This window comes from Vibrio sp. J2-4 (genome assembly GCF_021728155.1).
Classification (GTDB): Bacteria; Pseudomonadota; Gammaproteobacteria; order Enterobacterales; family Vibrionaceae; genus Vibrio; species Vibrio diabolicus.
In genome coordinates, this window is the sequence record NZ_JAKKCN010000014.1 from 1 (window position 1) to 12619 (window position 12619).

At 39.1% G+C, this 12619-nt stretch carries 19 protein-coding genes; 17 read left to right on the top strand and 2 right to left on the bottom strand.

What is annotated here, in order from left to right; translation table 11 throughout:
- Positions 1–142: 142 nt before the first annotated feature.
- The 8 genes from L3V32_RS24100 (at position 143) to L3V32_RS24135 (ending at position 5294) form a co-directional block, all read left to right on the top strand.
- A complete protein-coding gene (locus tag L3V32_RS24100; protein ID WP_025558190.1) occupies positions 143–550 on the top strand; it encodes a hypothetical protein in 408 nt (135 codons plus the stop codon).
- A gap of 138 nt (positions 551–688) precedes the next feature.
- Positions 689–1201, top strand: coding sequence for a hypothetical protein (locus tag L3V32_RS24105; protein ID WP_237285425.1), 513 nt, complete (start codon positions 689–691; stop codon positions 1199–1201).
- A 208-nt stretch (positions 1202–1409) separates the two neighbouring features.
- Positions 1410–1619 carry a DUF3955 domain-containing protein gene (locus L3V32_RS24110; RefSeq protein ID WP_237285427.1) on the top strand — a complete coding sequence of 70 codons (210 nt, stop codon included), beginning with the start codon at positions 1410–1412 and terminating at the stop codon, positions 1617–1619.
- A gap of 286 nt (positions 1620–1905) precedes the next feature.
- Positions 1906–2316: a hypothetical protein gene (locus L3V32_RS24115; protein WP_237285429.1), complete on the top strand. Its 411-nt coding sequence runs from the start codon at positions 1906–1908 to the stop codon at positions 2314–2316.
- Between the two features lie 165 nt (positions 2317–2481).
- Positions 2482–3519 (top strand): DUF4917 family protein, encoded by a 1038-nt coding sequence (locus tag L3V32_RS24120; RefSeq protein ID WP_039562507.1) that lies wholly within the window; start codon positions 2482–2484, stop codon positions 3517–3519.
- Positions 3520–3662: 143 nt separating this feature from the next.
- Complete coding sequence (locus L3V32_RS26270) at positions 3663–4397, top strand: HNH endonuclease (RefSeq protein ID WP_308191692.1); 735 nt, start codon at positions 3663–3665, stop codon at positions 4395–4397.
- A 105-nt stretch (positions 4398–4502) separates the two neighbouring features.
- The gene (locus L3V32_RS24130; RefSeq protein WP_237285431.1) at positions 4503–4730 is read left to right on the top strand and encodes a hypothetical protein; all 228 of its coding nucleotides are present in this window, start codon (positions 4503–4505) and stop codon (positions 4728–4730) included.
- A gap of 324 nt (positions 4731–5054) precedes the next feature.
- Positions 5055–5294 (top strand): hypothetical protein, encoded by a 240-nt coding sequence (locus L3V32_RS24135; RefSeq protein WP_237285433.1) that lies wholly within the window; start codon positions 5055–5057, stop codon positions 5292–5294.
- A 141-nt stretch (positions 5295–5435) separates the two neighbouring features.
- Here the strand turns inward: L3V32_RS24135 and L3V32_RS26350 are convergent, their stop codons facing one another.
- Complete coding sequence (locus tag L3V32_RS26350; RefSeq protein WP_374270497.1) at positions 5436–5558, bottom strand: hypothetical protein; 123 nt, start codon at positions 5556–5558, stop codon at positions 5436–5438.
- Between the two features lie 377 nt (positions 5559–5935).
- Here L3V32_RS26350 and L3V32_RS24145 point away from each other — a divergent pair, with 377 nt between their 5' ends.
- The 3 genes from L3V32_RS24145 to L3V32_RS24160 all read left to right on the top strand — a co-directional run bounded on the left by L3V32_RS24145 (position 5936) and on the right by L3V32_RS24160 (position 7714).
- Positions 5936–6616, top strand: a complete 681-nt coding sequence (locus L3V32_RS24145) for a hypothetical protein (protein ID WP_222706870.1) — start codon at positions 5936–5938, stop codon at positions 6614–6616.
- Between the two features lie 143 nt (positions 6617–6759).
- The gene (locus L3V32_RS24150; protein WP_237285436.1) at positions 6760–7071 is read left to right on the top strand and encodes an antibiotic biosynthesis monooxygenase; all 312 of its coding nucleotides are present in this window, start codon (positions 6760–6762) and stop codon (positions 7069–7071) included.
- 133 nt (positions 7072–7204) lie between these two features.
- Positions 7205–7714 (top strand): GIY-YIG nuclease family protein, encoded by a 510-nt coding sequence (locus tag L3V32_RS24160; RefSeq protein WP_237285437.1) that lies wholly within the window; start codon positions 7205–7207, stop codon positions 7712–7714.
- A gap of 614 nt (positions 7715–8328) precedes the next feature.
- Here the strand turns inward: L3V32_RS24160 and L3V32_RS24165 are convergent.
- A complete protein-coding gene (locus L3V32_RS24165; protein WP_237285438.1) occupies positions 8329–8604 on the bottom strand; it encodes a hypothetical protein in 276 nt (91 codons plus the stop codon).
- A 244-nt stretch (positions 8605–8848) separates the two neighbouring features.
- Between L3V32_RS24165 and L3V32_RS24175 the strand changes: the two genes are divergently transcribed.
- The 6 genes from L3V32_RS24175 (at position 8849) to L3V32_RS24210 (ending at position 12483) form a co-directional block, all read left to right on the top strand.
- Positions 8849–9283 carry a GNAT family N-acetyltransferase gene (locus L3V32_RS24175; protein ID WP_025510766.1) on the top strand — a complete coding sequence of 145 codons (435 nt, stop codon included), beginning with the start codon at positions 8849–8851 and terminating at the stop codon, positions 9281–9283.
- A gap of 135 nt (positions 9284–9418) precedes the next feature.
- Positions 9419–10240, top strand: a complete 822-nt coding sequence (locus L3V32_RS24185; RefSeq protein WP_237285439.1) for a hypothetical protein — start codon at positions 9419–9421, stop codon at positions 10238–10240.
- 118 nt (positions 10241–10358) lie between these two features.
- Positions 10359–10754: a hypothetical protein gene (locus L3V32_RS24190; RefSeq protein WP_237285440.1), complete on the top strand. Its 396-nt coding sequence runs from the start codon at positions 10359–10361 to the stop codon at positions 10752–10754.
- Positions 10755–10956: 202 nt separating this feature from the next.
- Entirely contained in the window at positions 10957–11370 is a 414-nt protein-coding gene (locus L3V32_RS24195) for a VOC family protein (protein WP_237285441.1), read from the top strand.
- A 150-nt stretch (positions 11371–11520) separates the two neighbouring features.
- Positions 11521–11856 (top strand): hypothetical protein, encoded by a 336-nt coding sequence (locus tag L3V32_RS24205; protein ID WP_237285442.1) that lies wholly within the window; start codon positions 11521–11523, stop codon positions 11854–11856.
- A gap of 156 nt (positions 11857–12012) precedes the next feature.
- Entirely contained in the window at positions 12013–12483 is a 471-nt protein-coding gene (locus L3V32_RS24210) for a GNAT family N-acetyltransferase (RefSeq protein WP_005377057.1), read from the top strand.
- Positions 12484–12619: the final 136 nt, after the last annotated feature.

The following is a 12619-nucleotide window of genomic DNA, read 5'->3' on the forward strand; positions in this document are numbered from 1 at the left end:
ACATGCTAACAAACTGTTTAAGAGTGATTCGCAACGCGTGGCATTTTTACCATGCGTTGATTTTAGTGATTTAGGTGGTGTGCGGAGGCTTTCGTATTGCGTTGCTCACACCTTAACAGGGCGTTAGCTGTTTGAGGAAAAAATGAGAAAATTCGATAAGCCGCTATTCTGGCTGTATATAAAAACAAGAGACTCATTGTTGTCATCTTTTAAGGGCTTTCTGGGAATGCTTTTAGTGTTGATCGGGGCAGCAGTAGTTTTAGGTAATGAATCCCCTGAGAATGTCTGGATTTCGGTGGGAATCATTTTACTAGTATCTAGTCTTCCAGTCTCAATGGGCTTGATGATGGTAAAGCTCAAATTTAAGAGCTTTGCTGGATCAATACCTACAGCAGAACTAGCGTACTTCTTACAGCACGATGAAGGTGCAAACATAGATAAAGCTGTGAGAGGTTTATTTTCGTTATACCTATCTTTTATGATTTACCTTTGGTTTACGATGGTAGCTATCGCAGTACTTGGTATGTTGGGAGCAAAGCTAGTGTTGTAAAACACAGCTAACAAAGCGTTTAAGAGGGATTTGGCACGCGTGGCATTTTTAGTATGCGTTGGGTTCAGTGTTTAAGGCGCTATGCGGTAGCTTTTGTATTGCGTGCCTGCACCCCTTAACGCGGCGTTAAAGGTCAGTATGGACAAATCAGAACATTGTAAAGAAGTTTACGCATATTACGGTTTAGCGATGTATCGTGCGCAATGTGTGGAACAATCAATTATTCAGTTGCTCATCTTTTGTGATTTATACGAAAGAGAGGCAAAGTCTAAACACACCCAAGAGGAGTGGGAGGCTAAGTTTGATAGCTTTGATCAGGAAGTTAGTGATAAGACGATGGGTAGGCTAATAGGACACCTAAAATCTTTAAATGTACTTCAATCGACTACAGAATCGTTGTTGGCTAAGGCTCTCAAGGAACGTAACTTCTTAGCTCATAGCTATTTCCAAGCTAAGGCTATGGATTTTATGAACGAGTCTGGGCGTAATAAGATGATTACAGGATTGGAAAAATCAGTAGAGTTGTTCAACCAAGTCGAGGACATCCTAAACCCTATCACAATGAGTGTCGCTGCAAAGTATGGGTTAACTGAGGAAGTTCTAGAAAATATTCAAAAACAGGCTCTGGAAGAGGCGAAAACTGACCTTTAACAAACAATTTAAGAGTGATTCAGCACGCTTGGCATTTTTGGTTTGGGTCTAGTTAAGTGTTTACGGTGGTCCAATCAAGTGTAGTGGTAGCGTGCTTCACACCTTAATTGGGCGTTATAACTTGTCTGTCCAATCATGATTATTGGGGTGAACCATGTACTCTTACAAAATGTCTAACATTGTTAGATATTCAAATATTGAGGCTCCGATGAAATTTCTCCGTAAGTATAAAATAAGCGTTCTTTTCTGTATCAGCGGTATTTTGTGTTTAATTGCTTATAACACCATCGGTTCATACGTAGATGAGAATGGCTTCTTAGTTGAGCCATTTGGGGTCATTCCTTTATTTTGGCTTTTTCAGCTACTGGCGTTAGTGGCTTTGGTTGTTGCCTTCGTTAAACATAGAAAGGTTCAGTAAACGGGTTAGTTAAGCCACAAGCGCACTAAGAAGCTTCGTTATAACAAAGCATTTAAGAGTGATTCCCAACGCTTGGCATTTTTTATTCCATCGTTGGGTTTTGTGTTTACGGTGCAATGGTTTAGTCTTGGTGGTTGCGTTGCTCACACCTTAATGCGGCGTTATGCGCAATAAAAGGGTTTTACAATCAATTTATTGAAACATATCGCATTTATCAGTTATGACATAAAAAATATTTCGTTTAGCGCTCATAATGGACTTATTTGGGTTTAGGAGTAAATAAATTGTGAATAAGCAGTTATGTGCGGTTTTATTTGGTGCTTTATTAATTCTTTTTGGATTGTATTGCCCTTTTGCTGTTGCCCCAATAGCAGGTAATATTTCAGGGTTTAATGTGTTTGGCTATGTATCGTTCATAGCATTGTTTCTTTCTGCTCTTTCTATATATGGTGTGTTTAACTATCGATACACTCTAATTAAATTGTGTGGTTTAGCACTTATTATTTTGTTTTCTGGAGAGTCTATAAGAATACAAACAATATTTATTAATGCTAGGGAATTATATGCTCGCAGTGGAGATGATTTGTTGAATACATTTACGGGGACGGTTTTAACTGGTGCTGGGGTGACGTGGGGGGCAGGGGTCCTTCTTATAGGGTCAATATTTTTGTTCTCTTCTGCATGGCTAGACGAGTAATTGCCTTAAGCATGTATTACGCATAACAAAGCGTTTAAGGCAGATTCGCAACGCGTGGCATTTTTAGTTCAATTCAGCTTAAGTGTTTACGGCACAATAGTTTAAGTTAGGTGGTAACGTTGCTCACTACTTAACGCGGCGTTATATTTTTATTGAGAGGTCAGGATGGGTAGTAAACTAAAAACATATAATGAAGTTAAAGAATACTTAAGAAAAAAAGAACGAACCGCTCATTTACTGCTGGGCAATGGCTTTAGTATGGCTTATAACCACAAAATTTTCTCTTACAACGCATTGCATCAATTTATTGAAAAACAAGAAGATCCATTGATAACTTCGCTTTTTGACATAGTGAAAACTAAGAACTTCGAGTTGGTGATGCAGCAACTCGACAATTTCTGTGAGCTTATTGAGGCATTTGGTTCAGATAAGGACTTGTTAGACAAAGTTGAAACCGCTAGTGAACGGTTAAAAGAAAGCTTAATTGATGCAGTTGAATCATTACACCCTGAACATGTTTTTAAGTTGCAAGAATCCCAAATAGATAAATGCTCCGAGTTCCTATCATTTTTCACCAATAATGATGGTTCAGTATTCAGTACTAACTATGACTTATTGCTTTATTGGGTTCTTATGCGGAAAGGTGCTAAAAATGCAATAGATGGTTTTGGACGAGACCGTGAGGATGATGGTGGTTATGACGATGAACCTGAATACTCGGAGCTTAGGTGGGGCAATAATAAAAGCAATCAAAATATTTATTATCTCCATGGAGCATTACCTATCTTTGATGAAGGTGTGCACATTATTAAAGAAGAATACACTGGTACAAAGTACTTGCTTGAAAACATCAAACGTAGGATAGATCATGGTCACTATCCTGTGTTTGTAGCTTCGGGTAATGGTGAAGAAAAACTTGAGCATATCCTTCATAACCGATATTTAACATTCTGCTATGACTCATTGTGTGAAATTCAAGGATCGTTAGTCACCTTCGGATTTAACTTTGGTAAGTATGATTACCATATAATTGATGCTATAAACATCGCAGCAAAACAAGGCAGACGATCTGGTAACAAACTTTTTAGCGTTTATATTGGCGTATACAGTGAGGATGACAGAAAGCATATCGAAAGAATTAAAGATAAGTTTAAGTGCAAAGTAACTCTATTTGACGCTGCAACTGCGAACGTGTGGGCATAAAAAATATAACAAACAATTTAAGAGTGATTCGCCACGCTTGGCATTTTTTGTTTGGGTTTAGTTAAGTGTTTACGGTGTTCAAATTGAGTGTCGTGCTAGCGTGGCTCACACCTTAATTGGGCGTTATGTGCTAGGAGGAAAATTTGAAAATTACCGAAGAATCAGTACTTCAAGTCTATGATTTAGCGCGTGAAGTTTACGAAGACCGACTATCTCGAAAGGAAGCGGTAGAGCTTGCTGTCAAAAATAAGATCATGGGAAAAGGCTCTGCCCAAGACTATATTCAAAACTATCGTTATATCATGGACGGTTTTGTATATAAGCGCACAATGAACCTCAAAGGTACGAGAGTTTACCTAGAGAAAATCTATAGCGACTTTGGTATCCAAAAGCTGCGACAAGCTCTGGAGGTCGTTGCATCTCATGTGGCGTATTACAATGCTCTTGATCATGGCAAGCAGGTACAAACTCAAGCACTTGTTGATGAACTTTCAGAAAAATATCAAATTGATTCTCAAGGTATCTCATACCCTGAGGAGATTGATAATGAAGTGCTAACAGAAGGTGCCAAAAAGCAAATTACAGTAAATGCCTACGAGCGTAATCCGAAAGCAAGAACTCAGTGTATAGAACACTATGGGAATAGTTGTTATGTATGTAACTTCGATTTCCATGAAAACTACGGTGACTTGGGGACTGGCTATATTCATGTGCACCATGAAGTAGACCTCGCGCATATTGGTGAGGCGTATATTGTTGACCCAGTCAAAGACTTAAAGCCTGTTTGTCCAAATTGCCATGCTATGCTTCATAAAACAAAGCCGGCAATATCCGTAGATAAGCTTAAAGCTATGTGGTTAGCTCGAAATCGCACATAACAAAGCATTTAAGAGTGATTCGCAACGCTTGGCAGTTTCGCTTCGCTCAAGTATAGCCAAACGTCGCTCACACCTTAATGCGGCGTTATACAAATGAGGTAATTCATGAGTGAATTAGTTGAAAAGGCAATCGCAAGGATACTCTACAATAAGCTAATGGAGCATTTTGATGATTTAGAGTCACTTAGTCAGATTCAAAGTTCCCAAGATTTCGCTCTTGTATGTGAACTGGAAGATTCTCTTAAAGGTGACCGAGAAAATTCAAATGTAGATTACTACCTAGTAGTTAGTGCTTGGAGTGAAATTTATAATTCAGTTAAGCAATTGAATTAAAATTACAGAGAGCTGATTGGTCATATATCAAAAGAGTTTGATGTAATAATTAATAATGACTTTGCGCTTTCCGGAACGTTATATGATCATGAAAAGCTATTTGTTAGAAAGCTTGGTGCAACATGGATTAAAGAATATAGAAGTTATCTTGTTGAGCTTAATAAGATAATAGTTGATTTCAAAATTAAGTTATTGAATTATGGGACGGCAAACATTCAGGATGAGTTCTTTGATAGTCATTCTGTAATTAATAAGGAAAATATTAAGTTCAATAAATCAAATTTTAATGGGAAATCAGTATACCTAGATACAAACGCAGTTCAAGTGTTAGCGGCAGACCGGAAAGTAAGAGAGTGTATATCTAAATCTGAGGTTGGTTTTGTTTATAGCTCCTTTTTAATCGAAGATGCTGTAAACAGTAATCCACTTTTCTTAAACTCGTTTTTGTCCGATTTGCAATTGATAACTAACGGAAATATGGTTGGTTATATGGATGAGGGGCTTTGTTATGTATATGAAAAAATAGAAGATACTATTGGTAGAGTTAAAAATATTCAAAATTAACAAAGCTGTATGAATCAAAAATAATGAACGATGTCATTCAACACTTTCATTTTTATCCAGAATTGAGAAAAGGTAGGGAGTTGAGTGAAACAATATCTAGCGATTTGGTAGGTTACTTTAAGGGTAAGGAAAAGAAAGATCTTACAGGTTACGATAAAATAGTTTCTCAATTTTACAATACGAGCATTGGAAAGTTTGTTCACTCTGGTAATATTGGTAAAGTTGACGATTATAGGGACACGATTGAGAATTTAAGTGATCTATTCGATTTTGTAAACTTCGAAACGGAGCATGTAAAGTTTTCTAACAAGAACAAAATTGCAAGTTCTTACAGGGATAGACAGCATTTAGAGCATGCTTATATTTGTGATTACTTTGTTTCTGATGATGCTAGATTAAGAAGTAGAGCTCAGGTTATTTTTGAAATTCTAGGTGTTAAGACAAAATCGATAAGCATAAATGAACTGAAATCTCATATCAAAGCAGGAAGTCTGTAATGTATAACAAAGCATTTAAGAGTGATTCCCAACGCTTGGCATTTTTTATTCCATCGTTGGGTTTTGTGTTTACGGTGGTGTGGCTAGGTTTCGTGGTAGCGTTGCTCACACCTTAATGCGGCGTTATAACCCTATGGAAAAGTTATGAATCCAGAATTAAAAAATGCCCCTGAAAATATGCTAGAACTAGGGTTAGGTGCGTTGGCTCATGCTAACTGGCACGCCAATTACTATAGTTTTGAAAACGATAAATGGGCGCAATTATCAGTTCTACAGGCTGCTCACGCAGCTGAAATCCTAATAAAAGCTCGAATTGCGCAGGAGCACCCCCTATTAATATTTGAACAACTTCCTCGCTCGACGCAAGTGAAGTCCGATACATTGAGTTTTGAACATTTAGTCGAGAAAGCTAAAACTATTCAGTATTCTGACTTACCTGAAAGGTTATGGGCTACTACTGGAATCAAGATTAACGACCTTGAAGCGTTTAAGAGCTTTGGTAATTTGCGTAATTGCATACAGCACTTCGCAGACCCTAGGGGTAAAGATTGCGCCTTAGAATCAGCAAACTTCATTTACAAAGTTATAGATCCCTTAATCAATCAGTGCTGGGGACTGTTTGCGGTGAATTACAACGAAGATACTACACCATACGAGTATCTAATAGCTTCTCTAATCAGACGTAATATTGAGTTTCTAGTTCCTAAGGAAGTTTTGGGATCAGAGTTGAATTACATTGAGTTTGATTGGGGAGAAAGTACACAGTATAAAAACAAAATGGTGCAAAGGTTTTTCGACTCTGGTTACGATGTAGCCGGGTTATAACAAACAATTTAAGAGTGATTCACCACGCTTGGCATTTTTGGTTTGGGTCAAGTTCAGTGTTTATGGCGTCCATATTGAGTATTGTGGTAGCGTGGTTCACACCTTAATTGGGCGTTATAACCACGGCATAAAATGGAGTATTTATGATAGCAAGGGAATGGAAAGCTACTTGCCCTAAAGAGTATGAAGAAGGGTTTATTGCATACCTGTATGAAACAGGAATCAAAGATACATCCAGTACACAAGGTTTCCTCGGTGCTCAAATTCTAAATCGAGATTTAGGCGATGTTGCTGAAATTACGTTGTTGACCTATTGGGAAGATCTTGATTGTATCAAAGCATTTTCTGGTGAAGACATCAGTGTCGCCAAATTGTATCCAGAGGATGAAAAGTACAAATTGAATCCAGATCGTCATGTTAGCCACTATGAAGTCCGTGAGAACATGTGGTTATAACAAACTGTTTAAGAGTGATTCGCAACGCGTGGCATTTTTACTATGCGTTGGCTTTTGTGTTTAAGGCGGTATGCAGGAGCTTCGGTATTGCGTTGCTCACACCTTAACAGAGCGTTAAATTACAAGTTGAGATATGTACAAATCAATAAATTTTACGGATGATAACCTGATCGAAATGCCAGACCCTTTTGATTACTCGGATCTATCTCCATCAGAACTTGAGATCGGATTGGAAAAATTTGAATCTTTCATTAGAGATGATGATGCCCCTAGGTATTTATATGTTATTCGGTGTGCTGAAACTAATTATTTCAAAATCGGAATTACAAATAATATATCTAAACGATTGAGTACTCACCAAACTGGTTGTCCCTTTGAATTAAAATTAGTTTTGTATTGTGAACCAGAACTTGAAGACTTATACGCTAGAGAAATCGTATATTTAGAAAAATTTCTTCACAATAATTATAAAGATTTATGCGTAAGGGGGGAATGGTATGAGCTTTCATTTGAACATATCTCAGACATAATATTCTTCTTGGAGAACAATAGAGAGTTGCCCGTTATGACAACAGATGATGATTCCTTATCGGTATATAATGAAAAGGTTGGCTTAATACTCAAAGAGGAAGGGTGGGTATAGTAATTTAACAAAGCATTTAAGAGTGATTCTCAACGCTTGGCATTTTTCATTCTATCGTTGAGGACAGTGTTTACGGTGGCATGGTTTAATTCAGTGGCCGCGTTGTTCACACCTTAATGCGGCGTTAGTTGCCAACGAGGAAAACGCAGCTAAAACAGAATATTTAGGGCTAATGTCCGTGTGTTTTTGGCTCGGTTTTGTATTCCAAATTTTAGTCTTTTAGGTTTGAGCAAATCAGGCTTTGGTTTTTTGTGGTCGGACTTTCTGTTTCAGAAGCCGATTCACTTGTTGAAAGTCAGCTTTGTGGCACTGTTTCTCCAAAAGGTCTTTTTGGTGTTGTCAGTTCGTTTTCTACGGCGTTTTGAGTTCCAGGTGGTTTCAGTGACAGGCGCTTTGAAACTGTGCCTGATTTGGCACGTAAAAACAGTGTTGGCAAAGCGGTAATTAACTTCAAATCAAAGCGTTAGGTTTGGCAACTAACAAAGCATTCAAGAAGGATTCACAACGCTAGGCAGTTTTGGTTTGAATCGGCTTTAGTGTTTACGGCACTATGGTTTAGGTTTGGTGGTGGCGTTGTTCACCCCTTAATGCGGCGTTAGCCGACACGAGCAAACCTACAATATATTGTTGCGCACTAATCCTCTTTTAACGTTGGTGCAGAGTTTTCCAAATCGGCGAATGTCATCAAAGTTTGGGTTAATTCCTCGTGATATGGTGTGCTCCCAATATGACAGCTCCGAGTCAACGAGTTCCATCGATTTCTTTGGGCAACCAATACAATTGCCTTCAGTGCCACAAACAAACGTATCACTTTCATAGAGAGGTAGTTCACGTTTAGCTTGGTCTATGATTCGCTGCATTGCGGTTATTCGGTCGGGTTTAGTGCTCATTGGTTTGGGTTAAGTCCAGAAAAGAGGCAAATTGTACAAGGTATAATTACTTTGTAAATTGGCTTGGGTTGTTGTGTTTAGAGTGTTCGGCTAACAAACAGTTCAAGAGGGATTCAGCACGCGTGGCATTTTTGGTATGCGTTGGTTTTAGTGTTGAAGTGCCATGCAGAAACATCGGTATTGCGTGCTTCACCCCTTAACTGGGCGTTATAAGCTATCCGTAGTTGTAGGTTTGGAGAGTTAGGTGTACGAAACCCGTAAAGCTGAAAATAGTGACTATGAGTTCCTATTCGAACTTAAGAAATCAGCAGAATTTGAACCAATCAAAGCTGTATTTGGTTGGGACGAAAGTGTTCAAAGAGAAATTCATCACAATGAGTGGGTCGAAGAAAAGCCAACCATCATCGAAGTCGATGGAGTCGCAGTGGGTAGTTACTTGGTGCAGTGCCATTCTGAGCATTTGTACTTTGGTCGCTTTTTCCTATTACCAGAACATCAGGGTAAAGGAATTGGTAGCCAAGTATTAAAAGCTGTCATTGAGCTTGCTGAACAAAAGTCGTTACCGATAAAGCTTTGCTGCTTACAAGGAAACCGAGTAGGGCAACTTTACAAAAGGTTTGGCTTTGAGGTTACAGGGCAGGACGAACAGTTCGTGCACATGCTTAAACCACGCTTATAACAAACTGTTCAAGAGTGATTCGCAACGCGTGGCATTTTTACCATGCGTTGGTTTAAGTGATTAAGGTGGTATGCGGCGGCATCGGTATTGCGTTGCTCACACCTTAACAGGGCGTTAGGTTTGTAAGGATAAAATATGCCAGAACCAGTTACAACAATAGGTATAGGTGCAATAGCGGCTTATCTAGGTAAGGATGGGCTTTCTAAATTATTAGGACCTACAGCGGATTATCTTGGTGGTGAACTTAAAGTGTTCACTGCTAAACGAATTGAAAACGTGGGTCGAATTTTCAAAAGTGCAGAAGATAAGTTAGGAGCTGATATTTCTGAGAATGGCTCAGTTCCTCCGAAAGTCCTGAAAACAATAATTAACGAGGGATCTTACTCATCGGATAAGTTGGCTATTGAGTACTTTGGTGGTGTATTAGCATCATCAAGGACTGAAATAGGTCGAGATGATCGAGGTGCAAGGATTGCTCGACAGTTGGATAATTTGTCATCATATCAGTTAAGAAGTCATTATATTATCTATTCCGCAATCGCCAAAACTTGTGATATTGGCGAAGAGTCACTGAATAACAATGCTGGTCGTAGAAAGGGCCAAATTGCAATGCCATTACAAGAATATGCTGAAGCGATGGAGTTTACTCAACAAGAATGGGACAACCCCCAGTTACTGAGTCATATATTCCAAGGTTTGAGTGCTGATGGTCTCATTTCGGATTCTTGGGGGTTTGGACCACCTGACCATTTGCAGCAATACCTGAACAATAGGCAGTTAAAGCTGCAAGATGATTTAATTTTTTTAATGTGTGAGCCTACGATAGCAGGGGTTGAGTTATTCCTTTGGGGTTTTGGAAAAGGTGAATGCCGTTTAAATGACATCTTTGATAAATCTTTCCACGAGAGTTTTTTAGAAGATATTAAGTCAATAAATGATTCGGTTCAGAGTGGGTAATAAACCTAACAAAGCATTTAAGAGTGATTCGCAACGCTTGGCGTTTTCGCTTCGCTCAAGTATAGCCAAGCGCCGCTCACACCTTAATGCGGCGTTATAAAACTAGGTGAGAAATGACGTGAATGAATACATTATTTTAGAAAAAGATGATATCTCAATTGCGGTAGATATCGTTGACGATTACGCTGGTGATCAAATCAGAGGATTACAGCAGGATGGTTTCGCTGTTGTATGTGAAAGCACTAAAGCTCACACAAAAGACAAAGCATTAAAACTCTGGTCCGAAACAAAAAAATATAATGCAGAACAATTGCGTTTCAAAAGAGTACGCGGAGAAGCAACTCTAGATTGGGAAACACTGAAAAATGTTGGTGGTGTTCAGAAGTCATATAGAACAAAAGTTCCCGGTGGTTGGTTGGTATCTGTTCAAAATTACAATCCTAACGGTATAGGTTGTGGTGTTACTTTTTTACCTGATCCTGAGCATTTGTGGGATGGGAACTCGTTAAAGTAGTGCGCTTAAAAGTTTTATAACAAGCAATTTAAGAGGGATTCTCAACGCTTGGCATTTTTGCTTCTACTTCAAATTTAGTGTTTATGGCACAATGCTTTAGGTTGGGTGGGGGCGTTGTTCACCCCTTAATTGGGCGTTATGTGCTTTCTCGAAAAACGACAAGATCGTGTAGAATCTGCGTTTTTATACACTGGAAATCAGCATGTCTAAATCTGTTCAACAGCAAATCGGGTGTATTTCTCTAGTCGTCGAAAATTACGATGATGCGATCGAGTTCTACACTAAAAAACTTCAATTCACGCTAGTTGAAGATACTGACCTAGGGGGCGGTAAACGTTGGGTTCAAGTTTCACCTCCGAATTCCAATGGAACGAACTTGCTGCTGGCTCAAGCGAGTACTCCAAAACAATCCCAAGCTGTGGGGAATCAAACAGGTGGTCGTGTTTTCTTGTTCCTGCAAACTAATGACTTTTGGCGAGACTACGAGTTAATGAAGTTAAACGGTGTTGTTTTTAATGAAGAGCCCCGAGCTGAAGAGTACGGAACTGTAGTGGTATTCCAAGACCTTTACGGCAATAAATGGGATTTACTGCAGCTAAACAGTGCAACCAAATAGCACGCACATAACAAAGCGTTCAAGTGGGATTCATGCCGCGTGGCATTTTTGGTATGCAGTGAGTTTTAGTGGTGAAAGTGGTCTGCGGAAGGTTGGTCTAGGCGGCATTCACCCCTTAACGCGGCGTTAGTTTTAAAGGGATGTTAAATAATGAAATTTGAGTTTACTTCAACAGTGGCTAAGATAGCGTTCTGGCTCATTTTAGTCTTTGTTTTGTTGATTGACACGGCATCAATAGCTTCTCTCTTAGTAAGTCAAATGACTATACCTGGGACTACAATTGCTCTAATTGCTTTCGGTGTAACTCTGAGGTTAACAATTCTGTTTGCCTTGTTGGGGTTTACTGGTCTGATTGCACTATCGATGTCTGCCGAGGTAGAGCCCATTCAAGCGTATATAGATAAAGCAATATTTCTCGTTATAGGGATGGTACTAATTACAATTGTTGCTAAGTACGTTTCAATCAGTGGGCCACAAGAAAACTAACAAACAATTTAAGAGTGATTCAGCACGCTTGGCATTTTTGGTTTGGGTTAAGTTCAGTGTTTACGGTGTTCAAATTAAGTGTCGTGGTAGCGTGCTTCACACCTTAATTGGGCGTTATGTAGCCGCGAGAGGACGGTAAGTTAAAAGGATTTATATATGTTAAATATTCGGCAAGCTCGTATTGAAGATATCAGTGTTATCAAGAAACTACAGTTTCAGCTTAATGAGTATCATCAAGCAAATTTACCTGATGACTTTTTATCACCGGAAGAAATTGAACAAAAAATAGACCTACACAAGATAATCAAAAGTGAAAGCTCGATTTTTCTGGTAGCCGAAAGCAAAGGGCAGTTAGTAGGTTTTGTTTTTGGTGAGCTATGGGTTCGTAAGTCTTGGACTCTCAAAGAGCGAAAGATCGCAAACGTTGAACAGATTGTTGTGGATTCATGCTTTAGGAGTCAAGGTGTTGGAGTGGCGCTAATAGAGGCATTTGAGGAACGGGCTATTTCTAACGGCGGAGAAGAGCTGTGGTTAGAAGTATATTCTTTCAATGAATCAGCTCTAGCTTTGTATCGCAAAGCTGGTATTGAGCCCAAGATCCAAATTGGACAGAAAGCACTAACCTGAAAGTCGGCTACATAACAAATTGTTCAAGAGTGATTCGGCACGCGTGGCATTTTTACTATGCGTTAGTTCTAGTGGTTAAGGTGGTATGCGGAAGCTTAGGTATTGCGTGCCTCACACCTTAACAAGGCGTTATACC